This is a genomic window from Rhodococcus sp. UYP9 (assembly GCF_040547235.1).
GTDB lineage: Bacteria > Actinomycetota > Actinomycetes > Mycobacteriales > Mycobacteriaceae > Rhodococcoides.
In genome coordinates this window covers 1,095,316-1,115,560 of sequence record NZ_JBEPPH010000001.1, presented here as the reverse complement: position 1 = coordinate 1,115,560, position 20,245 = coordinate 1,095,316, and the positions used below count along the sequence as shown (strand labels likewise).

The window sequence follows — 20,245 nt, the reverse complement described above, 5'->3', positions numbered from 1 at the left end:
CCGGATCGGCCACTGCCTTGGTTGGCGGAGCGTCGGTACCTGTGGTCATAGGGTCATCTCGCAATCAAGTTCGAGTGCGCTACGTCATGCTGAGCGAGCGCGTCTTCGGTAAATGTGTTGTTGAGTCGGCGGACCGATTGGAGTGCGTCGAGAGCTTGGTCCTCAGTCCAGTCGCACAGCAACTCTCGTAGCCGCTGGGCCCGGCGGTCCCAGATCGCCGTCAACTTCTGCCGACCTGCTGCCGAAACACACACGCGAGAAGCGCGTTTGTCGTCGGGGTCGGGCTTCCTGTCGACCAAGCCGAGTTCGACCAGGTCTGCGATCTGCCGGCTGAGGGCCGACTGGCTGACGCACACCCGGTTGGCGAGGTCGGTCTGTCGGCACTCACCCTCGGTCGCGAGAATTGTCAATACACCAGTCAATGCTTGTGGCAGTGGCGAGCTGTCGTCACCGGCGATCACGGCTCGTCGCAGAGAGCGAGCGAAGCGGAAAACCTCTTCGACAAGCGATTCTGCTGTGGTGGTTTCTACTGCCATGAGGGCTCCAACGGTCAATGTCATTTACTTGCTGTACGCAACCATATAGATACATAGCTGAGGTAAACAACTGGTTTACCAATTTTGTTCGTCACAGTGCCGCAGTCATGTCTGGTTGCGCACCCGGCCGAGTGCCCTTTATCGGACTGATCGTCCTTGTCTCTGTCACAATGGGGTACGTTGCTGCGGACGAGGGGGTCGGCCCACACATTTCGGGCTGTAGTAGCGGAACCCTCTCGTACGGAAGGCTCTCCCGAGTATGTCCTCGTTTGCAAGATGGTGGTCCGAACCCACCGACAACGCCTGGTCCGTGGAATACCGGCGCTCCAATCCGCTTCTGCGGCACGCTCGCGTCGCGTTGGGAACCTGGTGCTGGCTCTACACGGTGTTGTGCATCTTGGCGACTTTCACTCCGGCCGGAGTTCCCGACGGGTTCGGGCAGGGCCTGGCCTACTGTCTTGCAGCCATCGGGATCGTGCTCGGCGCATTGTGGGTCCGCGGACCGTGGCCTACCCAAAACTACTCACGTCTGTTCGTCGCCGTGATCGAAGCGGGAATTGCCGCAGCCCTGCTGATGCTCGCCGACCCGTTCGTTGCGTTACCGTGCGCTGCTGGACTCGCCGTGAACGGCGGTTACATCGCAGCGTTCCACGGACCCAAGATGATCGTCGCCCACCAGGCTGGGTCCGCAGTAGTAGTAGGTGTCCTGTTCGCGCGGGCACTGGCCGAGCCCGGTGGGGACGCCGTCGTCGCGTGCGCATATCTCGTTCTGTTGATCTTGTTGTTGTTCTCTGCGCCCACGTTCTCTTACGTCCTGTTGCTGGTGCTGCGCCGGGACGCTTCGAAAGCGCTCTTCGATCCTTTGACCGGACTCCGCAACAGGCGAGGGCTTGCCGCTGCGATCTCCGAGATCGGCGATCGGGTGGGGCTGGTGACGGTGATGGTCATCGATCTCGACGACTTCAAAGCCGTCAACGATCGACATGGTCATGCTCACGGTGACGCCGTGCTGCGCACCGTCGCGAATGCGATTTACGCGGCGTTCGGTCCTCCGGCCGTCACGGCCCGCACCGGCGGTGAGGAATTCGCGGTGGTCACTCACATCGACCCGGCCGACGCCATCGCGCAGGCCGACGAGTTGCAGGCACGCTTGGCCCCGGAATTGCATCCGGGAGTTACCGTGAGTATTGGAGTTGCGCACACCGACGCGTCTGATCTCGTCGCCGAGTTCGACACGGTCTACACCCGCGCGGACACCGCGATGTATGCAGCCAAACACGCAGGTGGCGACACCCTCTACTACCCCCACGACTGTGAGTACGCGTCGGATGCCGGGAGGCGGACGACCGAAGCGCGGAGCCCCGAGGAGTGATGGCGCGAACTCGAGGCATGATCAGTGCGTGGGCGGACTTCAAAACAACGATCTCGAGCAGTTTCTGAGGGAACGCCTCGCATCTGCGCACGCGGCCTTGGAGAACATCGACGAGGCACGCTTCATGGCCGACCCCACCGCCGCCATCGACCATGTGTGCGCCGAGTTCGCCCTCGAACCCCTGGGTGTGCCCCGTCGCGGTGAACTCTCCGAATCCCGACCGGGCGACGCCCTCGTCCAGACTGCCGACGGGGAATCCCACCACCGACCCCGGGTGGTCGTCGACATCGCTGTCACCGGCCCGCACTTTCTGTGGAACTATCGTCCCGCGGACTCACCGCCCTTTCATGCGAGTGTTCACGGCGTAATCTCGCACCATCTGTTCCGTGCTGGGCCGCTGTTCGTCCTGACGATCTCGGGCGATCGTCTTCGCGGTGACGACGTCGACGCCGCCATCACCGCGACCCTGACGCAACTGACGACAGTGGCCGATCGCATCAACACTGCAACCCGCCGCTGGCACATCGAATTACGCGCCAACCTCGACGCCTCTGCTAGACAACGACAGGCCGGCCGGGACTCCCGTCAAGAGTTTCTCGAACACCTTCGTAGCCAACACTTGTAGTCAGTGCCGGATGATCATGACCGGCACTTCGGCGGTATGCACGATCGCGCGGCTGGTCGAACCCAACAACATGCCCATGTATCCACCCCGCCCGCGGCTGCCGACCACGATCAGCGACGCTTGGTCGGCGTGCTCGAGCAGAGAGTTCACCGGACGGTCCTTCGACACCACCGAACGTACCTTCACATCCGGATACCGATCGGCGTAGCCGGCGAGCTGCTCGGACAGCACCGCGCGCTCTGCCTCTTCGATCGAGACCCAATCGTCCTCGAACCACGACGCCAACAGCACGTCCGAAAAGGCATGCACCGCAATCAAGTCCACCGAACGCAGTGACGCTTCCTCGAACGCTGCCGCCACTGCCGGGACACTGTTGTCGGTGCCATCGACTCCGACCACTACCGGGCCTGCACTAGCGTTCGACTGTGGCTTGCCGCCGTGGATGACCACGACCGGACACCCTGCATGCCCGATCAGCGCCGAACTCACCGAGCCGGCCAACCCCGCGGTCAGCTCCCCGAGCCCACGTGTACCCGTGACGATCATTGCGGCCTGCTTCGAGCACGCCAGCAACTCCGCCGCCGGCATTCCGGTGACGGCCTTCGTTTCGATCACCAGCGCGTCGTCACCGAGTTCTGCGCGTACCCGCGTGAGAGCCTCGTGCAACACGTTTGTCGTCAACTGGCGCTGGTCGTCGTAGAACCCCTGCGGCAACGGCACCAGGACACTGAGAACACCGGGCGAGACAGGCGTGACCGACACCAGAAGTAGCGGCAAGCCACGGCGCTTCGCGGCGTTCGCTGCCCACACCGCCGCGTCCAGCGAGGCAGGCGACCCGTCGACTCCAGCAACCACAGGCAACACAGTGCTCATAAGGTTTCGCTCCTTCATAGCTTCACTCGGTGCCGTGTCCCAGCCCCCGACTGGACCGGGAGTCACCGACACCGCTGTTCCTCGACCCCGATATATGGGCTTTCGGACACTTCGAGCCTAGCCCGTCAGTTGCACTCCAGGGTCGCGATCAAGCAGCTATGTGAGCAACGGAACCGGCGAGAATGCCGGTGCTGTAGAACTTTTGGCACTTTCCTAACTGTCGAACGTAGGCGGCGTCGCTCGGTCATCTCGGCGCGCATCCGATCCCGAGGCCCTGGTCATGCTGTCGTGGCGAGTGCCGCCGCGAGACCGAACGCAACCGTGATGACGCATACGTGCACTGCCGCGCGGACGATCGACTCGTCTGCCTTCGTTCGATGCGCTGTGGCAGAAACGAGCCAGGTCAACCGAATTCGGCGCGCGAGCACTACGAGAAGAATCAGGACGACGGTCTTCGCCAACACGATTCGCCCGTAACCGGTGTCCAACAGGGCGCCGAACCCGCCGATCCTGACCGCTGCATTCACCGTGCCACTCACCGCCAATACCCACACCGACCACCAGGCGAGCCGCGAGTAGACGGGAAGCGCCGTCGCCCACGCGCCCTTCGCCCGAAGAGTCGACGCCATTGCTGCCAGGACCCCGAGCCACACCGCAGCTGCAACCGTGTGCACCGCGGCGAACAATCCGCCGAACAACTGCTGCGACATATGACCGGTGATCGGCCGCGCAACGAGTGCGATCACGGTGAACACCACTACAGGTATCGGGGACACTTCACTCCCGCGCCGATAGGCGAGCAGCGCGTAACCGGACACGATCGCGGTGCACAACACCGTCACGACCCCAAGACGACCGACGGTGATGTCGGTGAGATAAGTACCGAACTGCGCCATCGGAAGCCTGGTGACGCCGCCGCCGAAGGACTCGGCAGCGGCATCGACCAACAGTGCGACTTCGGCGACGGTCCACACACCTCCGACGGCAGCGACCTGCCGCCATACCGTCGGCCTGCTGCGCACCGGGAACAGTTCGGTGCGCAGCAGCGCAAGGCCCAACGCAGTGGCTCCGAGGCAATCGGCGAGCACCCGAACCACCGCCGACGGATCCGGGCCCTCGGGATGGGCCAGCAACCAGGCCGCACCCACCCCGAGGATCCCCGACACTGCCGCCGCGAACATCCACCTCCGGTGGAACTCGCGCACTACCCTCAGCTGTCTTCCTTCGGCTTCCGCTCGTCTTTCGGCTTACGCAGGGTGTAAGCGAGAGCACCGCCGAACACCAGCCCACCGACAATCAAGAACGGCCACAACGGAACCCCGCCGGACTCCGAGGACGCGTCGGCACCCGCATCGGCGTCCGCGGCCGCACCAGGCGTGCCCGATCCCTGCTGAGTGAGGGTGAACGTACGCGTCCCACTGATTGGATGGCCATCGGCCGAGGTCACCCGGTAGGCCACTGTGTACTGCCCTACCGGACCGAGCTCGCCGACGTCGACGACGATGCTCTGTCCCTCGATCCGCGGATCGCCCTTGGACCACAAGTTGCCGTCGGGTCCCACCACATTGAGCGTCGCGAACTGGGACTGCGGCGCCTCGTTGAAGGTGACGGACACCTGAGCAGGTCCTGCTGCGATATCGGCACCTTCCTCCGGGCTCGACCCGGTGACGATCGAATGCGCCGACGCGATCGGAGCACCGAGAATCAGTGCCGACACTGCGAGTACGGCCACGACGAGCTTCCTCATGACCGTCGGCCCCGCACTGCTGCACCGATTCCGAGTGCTGCACCGAGCGCACCGAGAACGAGCGCGACACCTGCCAGCCAACGGGCCGTGTTGTCCGACCCCGACTCGGTGCTCGCTTCCGCGGTGTCCGAGCTGGTCTCTGCCGCGTTTGCCTGCCCGTGCCCGTCGCCGGAAGCATCTGCGGCCGCGAGAGTCACCGACGGCGCCGGGTACTCGGGCTCACTGCCGTCGGCAGCAGGCTCCTCGTTCCAGGCGACGACCTTGCCGTCGGTGTAGGTCTGCGTCGCCGGGAAACTCACCGTCTCCTTCTCCGGCAGTGGGCCCGCCGAGAGTAGGAACTGCTGGAACTGTCCCGGCCCGACCTCGGATCCCGGACTTGCCGTCCACGTCACGGCAGTAGCGAGACCTTCAGGGCTCTTGTCGACCGTCGACGTCCACCCCGGAATGGGCTGTGTGCGTGCCGATTTCAGGCCCGGCAGTTCCACCTTCACCGACGTCGTTGCAGCAGTGTCGGATTCGGTCGGTACACGGAACGTCAGAACGGTGTACCCGCCCTGCTCGGCGCCCGGCGCAACAACCGAGACGTGCGCCGAAGCCGCGCCTGTCCCGACTACCAGTGCCAACGAAGCGGCGCCTGCAATGATCGAGGCACGACGAATGAAGCTGTTCATGGAGGATTCCTTCTCGAAAGTGTGTGTGGGCCTATCTCTTCGACTCGCTTACCGCTGCGAATCGGGTGGCCCACGCCTCGAGATCGACGTCGTGAATCGGTGTTGCGGAGACAGCGTGAACCCGACCGCCCCGACGTGCCCGCCGGCTGACGCGTCGGGAAGGGGTAGCGGTGGGTCGAGAACTGCTCGCACGATCGAGGTGATCGGCCCGTACAACCGCTCGGCAGTGCAGACGAGAACTGCCGCAACAGTCGATGCCGCGAGGTGGAAGGCAAGCATCGACGCACTCGGGAGCACCGAGTGGCTGTGCGTCATCTCCTGCGGGCTTCCGGCCGCGAGCGCCAGGTGAGCGGCAAACTGCCCGATCATCAGCCCACCGAGAAGGCGGACCATTCCCGGCGCGGGCATCGTCGCGAGCGCACCCACTCCGACACCGACGACCAACAGGAACATCAATGCCGACCCGCTCGGATAACCGCCGCCCGCGCTGCCGTGGGCCGCGACGGCGAGTGTGACCGTCAGCGCACCGACAGCTCCGCCGCGAAGTGAGGCTGCCGGTGCGGTCATCAGGATCGGTGAGTTCGGGCGCTAGCGGACGCCGAGGCGGGCGAGCAGGTCCGCTTCGATGCCGTCGAGTTCGGCCGAGATCGCGTTGTGGGCAGCTTTGCGACGCGGTGCCGGCATCTGCTCGGACGTGCGCACAGCGGTGCCGAGATCGGTGAGCCGCTGGGAGATGGCGTCGGCGAACTTGGTCGTCTCGGCATCACCGGAGCCGGAGGTGACCTTCTCCAGCGACTTCTCGGCACCGGCGATACGGGCGCTGAGCTTGGCACCGTAACCGGTGTACTGGCCGAGCTCGGCTGGATCGATGCCGAGCTGCGAGGCTTTGCGTTCGTCGAGCTTGCCGCGTACCAGCGCTGCACCTCGATAGACGATGGGCGTCAGTACCGGAATCAGTACCCGCGCAATACCGATGTACTTGCGGACCTGAGCCGCCGAGAACTTGCCCTGCATCGCAGCTTTCTGCTGCGCCTTCAGGGCCGCAACCTGAGCCTTCTCGACGTTCTTCGAAGACTTGGCCTCCACCGCGCTCAGCTTGCCCTGTGCCTTCGCGATCGACTTCAGCTGCTTGCGTTCGTTCTTGGCGCCGAACTTCGCTTCCAACGTCGCTTTGTGCTTGAGCGCCTTGGCTTCGGCCTTACGAGTGGCACGACCCTTGCGCTTACGGAACAAACCCATCGACAAGGCCCCTTACGTCAACTTCGGCGGTTCGGCGCGGCGCGCGCACAATTGCTTGACACAGCCTATCGGTACGGATGGCTGCGAGAACATCTGCGCCCTGCACTTCGTGCAGCTTCGTCGTCGCTCGGTGTCATTGCTGTCGGTACGGGGACATAGGCTCGGGTCGTGACGAGCCAACGCGCAGTGGAACGAGGGGCATCGGTGCTCATCGATGCCGGGTCGCTGACGCGATGCAGACACCGGTTGTATCTGGACACGGCCTACTCGGCGTTGCTGCGGCAGGAACCGGAGAATCCAGGGGTTCGTCAACGCCGTGAAGCAGCCCGCGCGCAGCGTGAGGACATCAGATCCAGATTGTCGGAGACCTTGGACGGGTGGACCGAGATCGAGGCGCCCGATGCCCGCACCGCATCGGAACTGACGATGGCCGCGTGCCGCCGCCGCGTGCCATGGATCTGGAATGCCGTCCTACCGATCGAACGAACGACCGGACGACGCGGGCGTAGCGAGATTCTGATGCTCGATCCCGTCGACGGCGGATACATCCCGATCATCGTGGTCAATCACAAGGTCACCGACCCTGGTCGCGGGGCGCGCACGTCACGGTTGACCGAATGGGCACCCGCGGTGGACGAGACACGGAAGGTCCGTAGCCAACTCCGCGATCAACTGCGTCTGGCGCACCTCTACCGCATGCTCGACTTCGAGGGCATCGCCAGCCCGAACGCCCACGGTGGTGCAATCGGCTACCGCGCAGAATGCATCCTCGTCCATGACCTGACCACCGTGTTCGACGAATACGACGCCCGATTCCTCGACCGGCTCTCCGTAGCTCGGGGAGAGAGCTTCACCGTGCCTTCGCAAGTCAGCGAGTGCCGATCGTGCCCATGGTGGACGGACTGCCGTCCGCAACTGGTCGCCAATCGAGACGTCAGCCTGGTGGCGTCGGGCATGCGGGCAGATGCCCTGCGTGAGCAGGGTGTGTCCACAATCGACGAACTGGCCGACTTCTCCGGCCCCGAACCCGACAACTGGCCGTTCGGCAGTTTCACCGATGCCGTAGCAGCCGCGACGGCCTGGCGAGCCGGAGTGCCCCTGTTGCGTCGCACGGACGAGGTGACAGTCCACCGCGCCGACGTCGAGGTCGACGTCGATATGGAGAGCTACCAGGAACACGGTGCGTACATGTGGGGCACCTTGCTGACCGAGAAGGGCGGGCCGCCGGCTCAGTACCGCGGCTTCGTCACGTGGGATCCCCTTCCGACCGTGGACGAGGGTCGTTCCTTCGCCGAATTCTGGGCCTGGCTCATGGGTAAACGGGCCGACGCTGCTGCGCGCGGGAAGACGTTCGCGGCGTACTGCTATTCGCGGGCGGCCGAGGACAAGTGGCTACTGGATTCGGCTCGACGCTTCGGCGACATCAGCGGAGTACCGACCGAGGCGGAGATTCGCGAGTTCATCGACAGCGAGCAGTGGGTCGATATCTATCAGGCCGTCAGCGATCAGTTCATCTGCCCGAATGGCAAGGGACTGAAGAAGATTGCACCGGTAGCAGGCTTCGAATGGCGTGACGCCGAGGCCGGTGGCGAGGCATCGATGGGGTGGTACCGCGAGGCCGTCGGCTACGACGCCGAACCCGATACGACACAGCGCGAACGCCTGTTGGTCTACAACGAGGACGACGTCCGGGCTACGAAGGTGCTCCGCGAATGGATGAGCGATCGAGCGGAGATCGAGATTCCGACACTCGAATCGTTGCGTGCGGCGGTCTGACCGCGGGCTCGGACGCTTGAATGATTGCGCGCGGGGTCTGACCGCGGGCTCGGACGCTTGAATGGCGCCCTGTAGCTATCTGATCGTATGAGTGGACCATTCAAGCGATGGGGGACAATTCCGCCCACCGCTTGAATGGCGCCCTGTAGCTATCTAATCGTATGAGTGGACCATTGAAGCGATCGAATTAGCGCGGAGCCATCCGAATTGCGCCATCCATGCGGATGGTCTCGCCGTTGAGGTAATCGTGCTCGGCGATCATCTGCACCAACTGTGCGTATTCGGACGGCTGAGCGAGGCGGGACGGGAACGGAACGCTCGCCTCGAGGCCCTTGCGGTATTCCTCGGTGACGCCTGCGAGCATCGGAGTGTCGACGATGCCCGGTGCAATCGTGTTGACGCGAATACCGAACTGAGCCAGGTCGCGTGCGGCGGTGATCGTCATCGCGTGTACGCCACCCTTGGAAGCGGTGTACGCAATCTGTCCGATCTGGCCTTCGAATGCTGCCACCGACGCAGTGTTGACGATCACACCACGCTGACCTGAATCGTCGACTGTAGACAGCGACTGGATCCGATTGGCGGCCAGACGCATGACGTTGAACGTGCCGAGCAGGTTGATGGTGATGACCGTGCGGAAGAGTTCCAGGTCGTGCGGACCCTTCTTCGACAGAATGCGTCCTGCCCAGCCGACGCCGGCACAGTTCACCACGATACGGAGCGGTACGCCCGCTTCGGCGATCTTGTCCAGAGCCGCCTCGACCTCGGCCTCGCTCGTGACGTCGGCGGGGATCAACGTCACCCCGGCCGGCACGCTGTCGCCTGCGCGCTCGATGGACTGTGCCAGATCGAGGCCGAATACCGTGGCGCCCGCATCGGCGAGACGCTTGGCCGTCGCAGCCCCGAGCCCCGACGCGCCTCCTGTGACCAGCGCTGCTGTTCCCGAAATCTCCACTGACGAATCCCTTCGCTGTTGGCGGCCCGATGTGGCCCGTGCCTCGTGAGCACCATAACCGGCGGGGGTTCGTGCCGCGGAGATAGGAGGTACCCGAGTCAGCGAAGCGCATCCTCGTCAGGTGTCGTCGACGAACCATCAGGCGCATACTCGACTCGATACGTCTGCTCGGCGTCGACGAGGATGGTCGCCAAGACCTCACGGCCGGCAGGAAGCAATCGCACTGTCGCAGTGCCACTCTCGATTCGGTCGATATGCTCCACCGCCGACGTCATCATGGCAGTGCGAATTTCCGACGCGAGGAAAGCGTCGGACCGATCGTCGAGGAGTACCACCGTGACGCCACGGATACGCGCCGCTCGAACAGACTCCTGAAGCCGAGAGTCGAGGAGCCCGCGAGCGCGAAGAGAATCTCGCAGATCGGCCTCGAGCAAAATGCAGGCCAATTCTTCATCGGGCTCGAGGTCTGGACCAGCCGCCGTCCGCTCGAGCAGAGGCCGAGCAAGCTCGTCCAGACGTTCCAGCTGTGCGTCACGTTCCTCGAGGACCGCCGACGCAGCGGCCTCGGTCGCGATCCTCATCGTGGATTGGCGTCGTAGTTCGAAAATCGACCGTGCGAGCGGACGAATGGTGAACGCGAAGAACGTCGACATCAGCAGCGGTGCCGCGTTGATCAGGCTGAACGACAACCCGTACGCCGCGCCCTGACCACGGACCACGGCCCACAGCACCGAGGACCCGATGAGCGAGGCGAGACCGACCCAGGCTAACAATGTCCTGCCCCGAACACACATGAATGTATAAATTGCCACCGATGCGCCGAGCGGCCACGTCTGCAGGGGATTGGTCGTCGGGATGGGTATCACCGCGAAGACCAGCCATAACGCGACCGGTCCGGTAAGCATCAGTGGATACGAATAGCGTAGTGGGAGTGGATCTCCCGGTGCGGTAAGCAAGACCAGTGAACTGGTCACATTGATCAGAACAGCCAACGCCAGCGGAATGAAATTCGCCCCCGGTGGTGCCGTCGTCACGGCGCTGATCAGGCACGCTGTAGAGAATAGTACGACAATGAAATATGCAGTGCGCGTACGCATTCCGAGTAGGTCGCGAACGTCCTGACGTTCCGCACCGTGAGAAGGCCATCGAAGAAACTTCACGCAAGCTCTTCCCACTGGAGATGCACCGTCGTCCCAGCACCGGCCGCGCTGGAGACCACGGCCGAGCCGCCGTCGAGCTGCCGCATCCGACCGTGAATGCTCACCGCGACACCCAGCCGATGCGGTGGGATGGAATCGGGATCGAACCCGACGCCATCATCGGACACCGACACTGCGAGTCGACCGGGCTCAGCAGTCACCGTCACCATCCGAATAGCCCCCTCACCAGCATGCCTGACGCTGTTGCGGACTGCCTCGGCCAGCGCTGCCCCAGTGGCGCGAACCGCCTCGGCCGGATACGTCGTGCCCAAGTTGGCCGCCCCTACGACCTCGATCGACGCAGACTCGTCGGCGTCGGTAGCTGCCGCGCGCAGATGCGCGACCGCGTTCACCCTGTCGAACCGCCTGTCCACGGAGTAGCTACGCAGCGCATCCAACTGGTCGAGTGTCGACCTGGCCTGCCTCGCCACGGACTCGGTGCGACCCTGGCGTGCCACCGACAGCAGCGAAGACATCACTCCGTCGTGAATGAGCGCGTCGAACCGCTCCCGTTCGACGTCACGGGCCGCCGCAGCAGCGGCACTCGCAGCATTGGCCTGAGTCGCAACGATGGTCGCATCGAGAATCCGTGCCGTGCGCAAAGCCCCGAGCAAAGCGGCAACAAAAATGGTGCAGAACATGATGGCGAAAGCGATGTCGGCGAACAAGGTCGGTTCGACGAACGGTTGCCGCACACGTGCATTGGACCACTGAATGACCAACACCACGGTAACCAGATAGACAGCCACCACACCCGGGCGCCACACAAGTGAAGCAGCAAGAGCAGCAAGCCCAGGAAATGCAGACAGATAAAGCCCGGCCACATCGAACGACATCCCATCCCACGCCACTACCCACGTACAGACAGCGACCAGGTACAAAACCGCAGCCACACCCGCCGCGAACCGAGTCCAACGAATATCGGTCAAAAACGTCGCCAGACCCAATAGGACACCGGAACCGAACACCGTGACACCGGCGAACGGAGACCACCACCACGCCGTCAGATCCGCCGTCCGCACCGACTCGGAGAACAACAGGACAAAATAGATGACGTATCCCGTGCCGACGAACCGTCCGAACATGCGCAGCAACCGATCCAGCGACCGATGCTCCACTCCTGACCCCTTGGGTCGTTCCGCCGGCTCCACTCCTGACCCCTTGGGTCGTTCCGCCGGCTCCACTCCTGCTGAACCTGTGTTTTCCATACACCCTCCATTCGGGAGTGTATGGGGCGATTCACCTCTCGTGCACGCCAGTTACTTGATCTGGTGTCAGCGACGCCTTTGCCCGACGTCGACGCGTCAGAATCACACCGGTAATGACCGCTGCGGATATCGCGATGACGGTTACTGCACCGATCGATGCGGCAGCGGTACCGGGGAACAACCCGTCGAGCATCAGGGACACCCCGAAGACGAAGAACAGCACCGATGCGCCGATCCGAATGACGTTCTCGGGCAAGTGTTTGCCGAGTACGGCACCGAGGACGATTGCAAGCGCATCGGCGGCAACCATGCCCACGGTCGACCCGATCCAGACGCCGATCCAATTCTGGTCCGTGGCAAGTGTGACCGTCGCGAGCATGGTCTTGTCGCCCAATTCGGCAAGAAGGAATGCCGACGCAATGGCCATGAATGCGGAACGCGTGACGCGACCGGCTTTCTGGCCTTCGTCGTCGGACAACGAGTCGCCGCGCAACGTCCAGAGTCCGAAGATCACGAATGCGATGCCACCGATCACCGCGATGAGATTCGTCGGGATGGACAGGCCCAGGAAGTGGCCGACGGCTACGGAGAGGAGATGGACGACGGTAGTGGCGACGGTGATTCCACCGATGACGACGTACCAGCGGTAGCGCAGCGCGAATGTCATGGCCATGAGCTGGGACTTGTCACCGAGCTCGGCGATGAATATCACCACAAAACTGAGAAGCAGGGCGGATAGCACGTAGCAGGACTCCTCGGTCGGTTGCATGACCGAAGGTCTCGCCCACCGCCGGGTTGTCCGAGGCGGTTCACCGTGCCGGGCCACGCCACCGGAGCGTGAAGCCAGTATGTCGACACAGTAATTGGGGGCTACTCCCCTTCGCTGCGCCAAGGTTAGGAGAGTGAACGTCAAATGTCCATTGCTGCACTGAGTTTGGGCGCCCGAAGACTTCTGTGCGGGTGTAGTCAGGAGGCGAGAAGCATTGCCAAAACTGCAGTGTCGGGATCGCTGATCGGGTCGAGACCGATCCTGCTGACCAACGAGGTGACGGTCCCGTCGGACTCTGCTTCGACCCAGGCCGCGCGATGTTCGAGGCCGAGATGCGGGAGGCCGGGAAGAAGCACGCAACCCGACGCGGCTCCAGCACATTCGGGAAGCGTCGGAGTGGTTTCCGCCGGCGGATGCAGCATGAACAGCGCTGACGGCTGGTGCAGCGCAAACCTGCCGGGTGTGACGGCCATCTCGCCGATGACCGGTCCCTCGGCGACGACGAGACCTATGCTTCCCGGTTCGGGGTCGTCGGGAAGCTCTTCGCGGACGCCGAACACCGTGGACGTTCCGAGTAGGCCGGGCATGGACGCGACACGAACGGCAAGTACGAGAAACTGAGCCCATTCCTTCGTCGTGTTCGGCCACCGGCCCGAGACGACGAAACCGCGGAGCTCTCCGCCGGTATGGAAGGGGGATACACCGATGAGTACTCGATCGTCCATGACGTAGCTCCCTAAGGTCGTTCCAGGCGCCCGACTCGGCAGAGCAGGCTCAGGTACACCACGTTGGGTTGGGCAAGCATGGATCAGCAATGCACTGGCACACAAGACGGTGTGAGTGCTAACAATTTTTTGGTGAATACCGGAAACACGACTGGGCCACCCTTGCCGCTACCGCGGTAAGAATGGCCCAATCGTGCGGAAATTCTGTGCAGACGAGAACTACGGGAAAATGAGCCCCGGAGTCTTCGACGTAGCTGCCTCGAAGCGTGCCTGGACGTCGGCCCAGTTCACGACGTTCCAGAAGGCCTTGACGTAGTCGGCCTTGACGTTCTTGTACTGCAAGTAGAAGGCGTGCTCCCACATATCGACCTGCAGCAGCGGGATGATGCCCAGCGGGACGTTGGCCTGCTGGTCGTACAGCTGGAAGGTGAGCAGGTTCTTCCCGAGGGAGTCGTACCCCAGGACGGCCCAACCGGAGCCCTGCAGGCCGTTGGCTGCCGCGGTGAACTGTGCGCGGAACTTGTCGAACGAACCGAACTTGTCGTCCAGTGCTGCGGCCAGTTCGCCCTCGGGCTTGTCGCCACCGTTAGGGGACAGGTTCTTCCACCAGATGGAGTGGTTGACGTGGCCACCGAGGTGGAACGCGAGGTTCTTCTCGAACAAGAAGATGGAGCCGTGGTCTTCGGCTTCACGAGCCGCGGCCAACTTCTCCATCGCGGTGTTGGCGCCTGCGACGTATGCGGCGTGGTGCTTGGAGTGGTGCAATTCGTTGATCTCGCCCGAGATGTGGGGCTCGAGGGCGGAGTAATCGAAATCAAGGTCGGGCAGTGTGTACTCGGACACGTGTTTCCCTTCTCTAACGACGCCGCGCCTTCCGTGGTTCAGGCGCGCTCGTCCTACTTCGGATCATTCGTAGGCTTCAACCCAATCTCATTAGTACCCCTAGTGCAACCGTTGTAATCTTGGACCCCTTTTCGGAATAAATTCCGGTGCGTGTGCCAGTGCCTCCAGGTCACGGCGAGGTCACGGGTTTGCGCTACGATTCGTCCGGCAGATGAACGAGAACCTAAGATTGCCCGCGTGGTCTCCTTGCGTAGGTCGAGCAAGCATGCCGACACCCTCACTGCCGCCGAGCAGGTACGTGCACCGCGCGTCGAACTCACCGGCGCAAACCTGCTTCGGTTCCTTGCCGTTCTGGCGGTGCTGTACTCCCACATCTCGTTCTATCTGATCGACGACCGCGGCGAGGGCTGGTGGGTCATCGACGTCGTCACTCGCGTCGCAATCGACGAGGCCGGGCTCAACCAGCACCTGTCCTTCGTGGGCGTCGCAGTCTTCATGATGTTGACTGGTCTGCTGGTCACTCGGTCGGCCATGCGTCAAACCCGTCGGGACTTCATGGTCAGCAGGCTCGCGCGCCTGGTCCCGGCGTTGTGGTTGGCCGTCGCTGCGGCGATCGTTCTGGTCCGGCTCGGAATCAACGGAATGTTCAGCGGCCAGGACGGCATCACCAACAGTGAAGCCGCGCTCAGCTTCCTTCTCGGTGGATTCTTTCTGAAGCCCGAGGTCGCGGTGCTGGGCGTCACCTGGACGCTGACGGTCCAGTTGCTGTTCTACCTCTATTGCGTCCTGGCCAGGGATGTCCTGCGGGCGCGGCCGGTCGTCGTTCCGATTGCCGGAGCCGTGCTGTGCGCGGTGGTTCTGATCTACAACCTCTACATCCCGCAGCCATGGTCGGTACCGATGTTGTCCAAGATTGCGGCCACTCTGCCGACGCTGTTCCTCGGGCAGATCATCTATTTGGGGTGGGCGAAGATCATCGGGTGGAGATGGGTCGTCGTGGCCGTTTTCGCGCAGGTCGAGGTGGTGCGATTGGCGACCGATATTCACGCTTACTGGGCAGGGGACCAATACCTCTGGACCATAGTCGTGGTGGCAGGAACGGTCCTTCTCCTCGGGCGCTACGACGGCCGAATCGCACATTGGGAGCTCGTGCGGTGGACGAGCACGCGCAGTTACGCCATCTATCTGGTGCACACGCTGATCCTGTACCGCGTGTACGAGAACGTTGTCCCGCTGACCGGACCCACCGGCGCAGTCCTCGTGTTCTTGGGCGTGACGGCCGTCGTGTCGGAAGTGGTCTACCGGTGGGTCGAGGTTCCTGCGGCGCGATGGCTGAACATGCGCTTCCGCAGCGGCAGTAAAAGTGGAGCTGCGGTCAAAGCTGCGGAATGACCTCCGACGCCACCAGCTCCAGATGATCGATATCGCTCAGGTCGAGCATCTGGAGATACACCCGTTCGGCGCCGAGCTCGCTGTACCGACCGATCTTGTCGACAAGTTCGGCAGGGCTGCCCGCCAGGCCGTTCTCTCGCAGCTCCGGTACCTCGCGTCCGATGACCCCTGCACGTCGTGCGATCTCTTCTTCGGTCCGTCCGCAGCACAGGACGAGAGCGGTGGAATAGATCAGCGAACTCGGGTCCCGACCCGCGGTCGACGCTGCATCGCGTACCCGGCCGAACTGTGCGTCCGTGTCCGCGAGGGAGGCGAACGGAATGTTGAACTCGTCGGCATACTTCACCGCAAGAGCGGGGGTCCGCTTCTTGCCGCCGCCGCCGATGAGAATGGGCGGACGGGGGGACTGCACCGGCTTCGGTAGCGCAGGCGAATCGACTATCGGATAGTACTTTCCGTCGTGCGAGAACGTCTCTCCCGACGGCGTTTCCCACAACCCGGTGATGACGGCCAGGGACTCCTCGAGTCTGTCGAAACGCTCACCGAGTGAGGGAAACGGGATGCCGTATGCCTTGTGCTCCTCCTCGAACCACCCCGCACCCAAGCCGAAGTCGACGCGTCCGCCGCTCATGGCATCTACCTGGGCGACGCTGATCGCCAGGGGGCCCGGGTAGCGAAATGTCGCCGACGTCACGAGTGTTCCGAGCCTGATCGTCGACGTTTCTCGAGCTATGCCCGCCAACGTGATCCACGCATCCGTCGGTCCGGGAAGACCGTCTGAGTTCATCGCCATGTAGTGATCCGAGCGGAAGAAGGCGCCGAATCCTGCGCGCTCTGCAGCTTGCGCCACACGGAGAAGGTCGTCGTACGACGCACCTTGCTGTGGCTCGGTGAAGACGCGGAGTTCGACTGTCGGTGTGGCCATGCCCTAATGCTAGAAGGCTCGGGCGCATAGTGACGGATACGGACCGAGGGTCGGCACCTGTGGATAAAAACCAGCATCGAGTCTTTTTCTGTGGATGAGCCTGTGGAAACTGTGGATAACCCGCGCTGCGGGCCCGAAGAATCCACGGGGGTGGCAGCGTTCGCGGGACCCGTGACAAGATCGGGGAGTGTCAGCCTCGGATCTGTCCTCTGTGCCCGCCGCCGAACTTCCAGTGGAAACGACCGGTTCGGTGGTGCTACTCGATGTCCGCGAAGACGATGAATGGCAACACGGTCACGCACCGGGAGCGCTTCACATTCCCATGAACCAAGTCCCGTCACGGCTCGGCGAGATCGATCAGAATGCCGACCTGTACGTCATCTGCAAGGTAGGTGGACGCTCCATGCAGGTGGTCCAATACCTCGCGCAGATCGGCTACGAGGCGACCAACGTAGATGGCGGAATGGACGCGTGGCACGCCGCGGGTCGCCCAGTCGTACGCGACGACGGCGCCGAGGCGAGAATCCTCTAGTGTCCGCATTCCAGGTCTGCGCGCGATGTGCCACTCGATGGCCCGTTGGGACGCTACCTGCGGTGTGGTGTCCTCGGTGCCACGGAGTCCTGCTCTCCCCGGTGTCGACGCAGGCCCCCGCCCAGGGTGTTCGAAACTTTCGCTGGGTAGCGCGCCCGCCGAGAAGTAAATCCCCTCGCGTGCAGAATCCCGTCGCGTCTCCGGCTTCCGCCACCCCCCGGTACGAGCAGATTCCCCGGTGGGGGCTGATCGACAATCCGGTGCCGAAGAAGTCGGACGATCCCTCCCGGCGCGAGCGCTGGGCCGAATCGGCGCCCGGATTGCTGACGCTGACGATGGCCCTGTTGGCACTGGCATGCGTCGCCGAACTGTTTCGATACGGAATCCTGCTCTACAACCGAACACGGTTGGTGAACCCCAGAGTCCTCATGGCCTCGGACGCACTGGTGGTGTTCGCCGAAGTCGCCTCGATCATCATCGGAGTCTCGGCCGCCGTGGCCGCTGTGTCCTGGCTGGTGGTGCGTCGTGGAGAACACTTCGCCCGCGCAGGCAGCCGCGACCCCCGAAGAGCTACGACGATGTATCTGGGATCGCTCGTCCCCGTTCTGTCCCTGGCGATGCCGGGGGTCTACCTGACCGAATTGGTCGACATTCGAGGCGGCACCGAACGGACGAAACTTCTGACGCTCGTTCGAATCTGGTGGGCAGTCTGGGTCCTCGATTGGGTCCTCGTACTCACCGTGACGTTGTGGCGGTTTCGGGACTCCCTGCAAGCCGAGGCCGACGGAGTGCTGCTGTCCGCGGTGGGGGCAGTCGTCGCTGCGGCCGTGGCGTTCTCGACCCTCCTTCTCATCCGCGGGATCGACGGCCAAGGGCTCCGCGGGACCGACCGCGCAGCCCCTACCCGCTGGGTCATCTCCGTCGACCGCTCGGAACCTGCGGTGAGTTCCTCCGAATCCGCATCCGCATCCGAATCCGAAGCTGCGGCAAGTGATGAGAAAGTGACGGCCGGGTGAGTCCGAGCCGTCGAGACCCGTTCGTCGTCGCGCATCGCGGTGCGTCGGCGGAGAAGAAAGAGCACACGCTGGCCGCCTACGACCTCGCCCTGCGTGAAGGCGCCGACGGCCTCGAATGCGACGTCAGGCTCACTCGCGACGGTCACATCGTCTGCGTCCACGATCGCCGCGTCGACCGAACATCCACCGGGTCCGGCCGCGTCAGCGAACTACACCTCGAGGCACTCAAAGCGTTCGACTACGGCGACGACGCGGAGCCGGCAGAACTGCTCACTCTCAGCGACCTGATCGAACTGGTCCTCGACTGGACGAGCAAGCCGACCAAGCTGTTCATCGAGACGAAGCATCCAGTGCGATACGGCAGCCTCATCGAGAACAAGGTCCTCGCCGAGTTGCATCGCTACGGATTGGCACAACCGGCGTCCGCGGACTTCTCGCGGGCGGTCATCATGTCGTTCGCCCCTACCGCAGTCTGGCGAGTGCGCAGATTCGCGCCGTTGTTGCCCACGGTCCTGCTGGGTGAGTCCTCGTACTATCTCGGCGGCGGCGCAGCGACGACGGTCGGTGCCACGGCTATCGGGCCGTCGATCAGGAGCTTGCGCGAGCGCCCGTGGATCGTCGATCGAGCTGCAGCATCCGGCCGTGCGACATACTGCTGGACCGTCGAGGAGAAGGCTGACGTCGAACTGTGCCGCGATCTGGGTGTCAGCTGGATTGCGACGAACAATCCGGGCCGTACGAGGGCTTGGCTCGACGGCTGCTAGGAGCGGAGCCTGCGGAGTGACTCGATGGATCAGGAGCGGAGCCTGCGGAGTGACTCGATGGATCAGGAGCGGAGCCTGCGGAGTGACTCGATGGATCAGGAGCGGAGCCTGCGGAGTGACCTCGAGAGAGGTGCGGCGTGTAGGTTTCGGGCGTGGGTAAGAGCAAAAGAAACAGTGGCCCGAAACAGGGCAGTAATCGTGCAGCGCTGATAGCTGCACGCGAAGCCGAGCGCGCAAATATGGAGGCGGCGCCGGTTCGGCCGTTCCAGGGTGTGGCTGCGGAGTGCGATCTCGTCGCGATGCGTGAGTTCGTTCCGTCGGCGACGGCGGTGGCGCCGGTGGATGCGTCCGGTCGGACGATCACCATTGCGACCGTGCTTCCCGGTGCGGTTGCCGCGTTGGTCCGGGAATCGGATTCGGCGGTGAACGGCTTCGTCGGTTTGCAGGTACAGGCGCATTCGCCGAATATTGCGGCCGATTTGGCGAGCGCTCTGGAGTGGGCACGGCAGGCCGCACCGGGCGAGTCGTTGGATGCGTCGATTCCGGACGGCAACACCCCTGCATTGGCCGAGGTCCTCGACCCGTCGGCGCAGCTGGACATCACCGTGTACCAGGATTTCAACTGGTGGCTGCCGGAGGGGCTCGAGCCCGCGCCTGATGTGGCTGCGACGGTGGAGCGCGCCAACCAGGCGATCATGCCGTCTGCGCGTCTGGAAGGTGACGGTCTCGTCGCTGCGTGGTGGGTCGATGCGGGAGCCAAGGCGCATCTGCGGTGGGTTCGTCCGGAGAGCGAGGACGATCTGATGCTGGCGCTCGCTCGCCTGCATGCGGCAGGGGATCTCACGTTGGGTGAAGGCTCGCGGTACGCCGGTTCGTTCCGTGCGCACGGCCTGTTGGTCCCGGTGTTCGATCTCGATCCCGAAATGCATCCGACCGAGTGGTCTTCGCCGGCCGTGACATTCGGTGAGAAGTTGAACGAGGCGCTTACTGTGGACGGCCCTCTGACGTCCGAGCAGCTGCGCTCGCGCGACGGGCTTCGTGGCCGTCAGGTGACTCTGCGCTGACGTTGCGCTGAACC

The 20,245-nt window shown here is 63.5% G+C and carries 22 protein-coding genes; 8 read left to right on the top strand and 14 right to left on the bottom strand.

The features are described from left to right. Nucleotides 1-53: 53 nt before the first annotated feature. Entirely contained in the window at nt 54-536 is a 483-nt protein-coding gene (locus ABIB36_RS05205; protein WP_084348194.1) for a MarR family winged helix-turn-helix transcriptional regulator, read from the bottom strand. A gap of 259 nt (nt 537-795) precedes the next feature. On the opposite strand from ABIB36_RS05205, the gene ABIB36_RS05200 reads away from it, so the two are divergent. Continuing rightward, entirely contained in the window at nt 796-1,908 is a 1,113-nt protein-coding gene (locus ABIB36_RS05200) for a GGDEF domain-containing protein (protein ID WP_084348193.1), read from the top strand. Nucleotides 1,909-1,936: 28 nt separating this feature from the next. Continuing rightward, nucleotides 1,937-2,533: a hypothetical protein gene (locus tag ABIB36_RS05195; protein ID WP_354560440.1), complete on the top strand. Its 597-nt coding sequence runs from the start codon at nt 1,937-1,939 to the stop codon at nt 2,531-2,533. Here the strand turns inward: ABIB36_RS05195 and ABIB36_RS05190 are convergent, their stop codons facing one another. The 6 genes from ABIB36_RS05190 to ABIB36_RS05165 form a co-directional block, all read right to left on the bottom strand. Beyond that, nucleotides 2,534-3,406 carry a universal stress protein gene (locus ABIB36_RS05190; RefSeq protein WP_084348191.1) on the bottom strand — a complete coding sequence of 291 codons (873 nt, stop codon included), beginning with the start codon at nt 3,404-3,406 and terminating at the stop codon, nt 2,534-2,536. Between the two features lie 278 nt (nt 3,407-3,684). After that, nucleotides 3,685-4,611, bottom strand: a complete 927-nt coding sequence (locus ABIB36_RS05185) for a CopD family protein (RefSeq protein WP_354560442.1) — start codon at nt 4,609-4,611, stop codon at nt 3,685-3,687. A gap of 5 nt (nt 4,612-4,616) precedes the next feature. Then, on the bottom strand, nt 4,617-5,153 hold the full coding sequence (locus tag ABIB36_RS05180) for a copper resistance CopC family protein (protein ID WP_084348190.1): 537 nt from the start codon (nt 5,151-5,153) through the stop codon (nt 4,617-4,619). Then, nucleotides 5,150-5,824, bottom strand: a complete 675-nt coding sequence (locus ABIB36_RS05175) for a YcnI family copper-binding membrane protein (protein WP_354560445.1) — start codon at nt 5,822-5,824, stop codon at nt 5,150-5,152. Before ABIB36_RS05175 ends, ABIB36_RS05180 begins: the two co-directional genes overlap by 4 nt. A gap of 48 nt (nt 5,825-5,872) precedes the next feature. Beyond that, nucleotides 5,873-6,391, bottom strand: a complete 519-nt coding sequence (locus ABIB36_RS05170; RefSeq protein WP_084348188.1) for a hypothetical protein — start codon at nt 6,389-6,391, stop codon at nt 5,873-5,875. Nucleotides 6,392-6,412: 21 nt separating this feature from the next. Beyond that, a complete protein-coding gene (locus ABIB36_RS05165) occupies nt 6,413-7,063 on the bottom strand; it encodes a DUF6474 family protein (protein WP_084348187.1) in 651 nt (216 codons plus the stop codon). Nucleotides 7,064-7,231: 168 nt separating this feature from the next. On the opposite strand from ABIB36_RS05165, the gene ABIB36_RS05160 reads away from it, so the two are divergent. Beyond that, nucleotides 7,232-8,839, top strand: coding sequence for a TM0106 family RecB-like putative nuclease (locus tag ABIB36_RS05160; protein ID WP_354560448.1), 1,608 nt, complete (start codon nt 7,232-7,234; stop codon nt 8,837-8,839). 187 nt (nt 8,840-9,026) lie between these two features. Here ABIB36_RS05160 and ABIB36_RS05155 read toward each other — a convergent pair whose 3' ends face one another. The 6 genes from ABIB36_RS05155 to ABIB36_RS05130 form a co-directional block, all read right to left on the bottom strand. Then, a complete protein-coding gene (locus ABIB36_RS05155) occupies nt 9,027-9,794 on the bottom strand; it encodes an SDR family NAD(P)-dependent oxidoreductase (RefSeq protein ID WP_084348186.1) in 768 nt (255 codons plus the stop codon). A gap of 98 nt (nt 9,795-9,892) precedes the next feature. Then, nucleotides 9,893-10,891 (bottom strand): DUF8320 family protein, encoded by a 999-nt coding sequence (locus ABIB36_RS05150; protein ID WP_502950148.1) that lies wholly within the window; start codon nt 10,889-10,891, stop codon nt 9,893-9,895. Between the two features lie 59 nt (nt 10,892-10,950). Next, nucleotides 10,951-12,111, bottom strand: coding sequence for a sensor histidine kinase (locus ABIB36_RS05145; RefSeq protein WP_256895801.1), 1,161 nt, complete (start codon nt 12,109-12,111; stop codon nt 10,951-10,953). Nucleotides 12,112-12,232: 121 nt separating this feature from the next. Beyond that, a complete protein-coding gene (locus ABIB36_RS05140) occupies nt 12,233-12,943 on the bottom strand; it encodes a TMEM165/GDT1 family protein (protein WP_354560452.1) in 711 nt (236 codons plus the stop codon). Nucleotides 12,944-13,167: 224 nt separating this feature from the next. Continuing rightward, nucleotides 13,168-13,695: a peptidase gene (locus ABIB36_RS05135; RefSeq protein ID WP_084348183.1), complete on the bottom strand. Its 528-nt coding sequence runs from the start codon at nt 13,693-13,695 to the stop codon at nt 13,168-13,170. A 219-nt stretch (nt 13,696-13,914) separates the two neighbouring features. Continuing rightward, complete coding sequence (locus ABIB36_RS05130) at nt 13,915-14,538, bottom strand: superoxide dismutase (protein ID WP_084348182.1); 624 nt, start codon at nt 14,536-14,538, stop codon at nt 13,915-13,917. A gap of 330 nt (nt 14,539-14,868) precedes the next feature. On the opposite strand from ABIB36_RS05130, the gene ABIB36_RS05125 reads away from it, so the two are divergent. Beyond that, a complete protein-coding gene (locus ABIB36_RS05125) occupies nt 14,869-15,930 on the top strand; it encodes an acyltransferase family protein (protein WP_256895878.1) in 1,062 nt (353 codons plus the stop codon). Here the strand turns inward: ABIB36_RS05125 and ABIB36_RS05120 are convergent. Further along, nucleotides 15,914-16,855 (bottom strand): LLM class F420-dependent oxidoreductase, encoded by a 942-nt coding sequence (locus tag ABIB36_RS05120; RefSeq protein ID WP_354560455.1) that lies wholly within the window; start codon nt 16,853-16,855, stop codon nt 15,914-15,916. The two genes, ABIB36_RS05125 and ABIB36_RS05120, sit on opposite strands and share 17 nt — an antisense overlap. 187 nt (nt 16,856-17,042) lie before the next feature. Here ABIB36_RS05120 and ABIB36_RS05115 point away from each other — a divergent pair, with 187 nt between their 5' ends. The 4 genes from ABIB36_RS05115 to ABIB36_RS05100 all read left to right on the top strand — a co-directional run bounded on the left by ABIB36_RS05115 (nt 17,043) and on the right by ABIB36_RS05100 (nt 20,231). Next, nucleotides 17,043-17,387: a rhodanese-like domain-containing protein gene (locus ABIB36_RS05115; RefSeq protein ID WP_354560457.1), complete on the top strand. Its 345-nt coding sequence runs from the start codon at nt 17,043-17,045 to the stop codon at nt 17,385-17,387. A gap of 179 nt (nt 17,388-17,566) precedes the next feature. Beyond that, the gene (locus tag ABIB36_RS05110) at nt 17,567-18,403 is read left to right on the top strand and encodes a DUF4328 domain-containing protein (protein WP_354560459.1); all 837 of its coding nucleotides are present in this window, start codon (nt 17,567-17,569) and stop codon (nt 18,401-18,403) included. Next, entirely contained in the window at nt 18,400-19,167 is a 768-nt protein-coding gene (locus ABIB36_RS05105) for a glycerophosphodiester phosphodiesterase family protein (RefSeq protein WP_084348178.1), read from the top strand. Before ABIB36_RS05110 ends, ABIB36_RS05105 begins: the two co-directional genes overlap by 4 nt. 152 nt (nt 19,168-19,319) lie before the next feature. Then, the gene (locus tag ABIB36_RS05100) at nt 19,320-20,231 is read left to right on the top strand and encodes a DUF5926 family protein (RefSeq protein ID WP_354560462.1); all 912 of its coding nucleotides are present in this window, start codon (nt 19,320-19,322) and stop codon (nt 20,229-20,231) included. Nucleotides 20,232-20,245: the final 14 nt, after the last annotated feature.

Excerpts from the sequence above, each read along its gene's own strand:
- ABIB36_RS05190 (WP_084348191.1), bottom strand. The coding sequence starts at position 3,406 with ATGAGCACTGTGTTGCCTGTGGTTGCTGGAGTCGACGGGTCGCCTGCC.
- ABIB36_RS05135 (WP_084348183.1), bottom strand. The coding sequence starts at position 13,695 with ATGGACGATCGAGTACTCATCGGTGTATCCCCCTTCCATACCGGCGGA.
- ABIB36_RS05180 (WP_084348190.1), bottom strand. The coding sequence starts at position 5,153 with ATGAGGAAGCTCGTCGTGGCCGTACTCGCAGTGTCGGCACTGATTCTC.
- ABIB36_RS05200 (WP_084348193.1), top strand. The coding sequence starts at position 796 with ATGTCCTCGTTTGCAAGATGGTGGTCCGAACCCACCGACAACGCCTGG.
- ABIB36_RS05150 (WP_502950148.1), bottom strand. The coding sequence starts at position 10,891 with ATGCGTACGCGCACTGCATATTTCATTGTCGTACTATTCTCTACAGCG.
- ABIB36_RS05165 (WP_084348187.1), bottom strand. The coding sequence starts at position 7,063 with ATGGGTTTGTTCCGTAAGCGCAAGGGTCGTGCCACTCGTAAGGCCGAA.
- ABIB36_RS05205 (WP_084348194.1), bottom strand. The coding sequence starts at position 536 with ATGGCAGTAGAAACCACCACAGCAGAATCGCTTGTCGAAGAGGTTTTC.
- ABIB36_RS05170 (WP_084348188.1), bottom strand. The coding sequence starts at position 6,391 with ATGACCGCACCGGCAGCCTCACTTCGCGGCGGAGCTGTCGGTGCGCTG.
- ABIB36_RS05175 (WP_354560445.1), bottom strand. The coding sequence starts at position 5,824 with ATGAACAGCTTCATTCGTCGTGCCTCGATCATTGCAGGCGCCGCTTCG.
- ABIB36_RS05120 (WP_354560455.1), bottom strand. The coding sequence starts at position 16,855 with ATGGCCACACCGACAGTCGAACTCCGCGTCTTCACCGAGCCACAGCAA.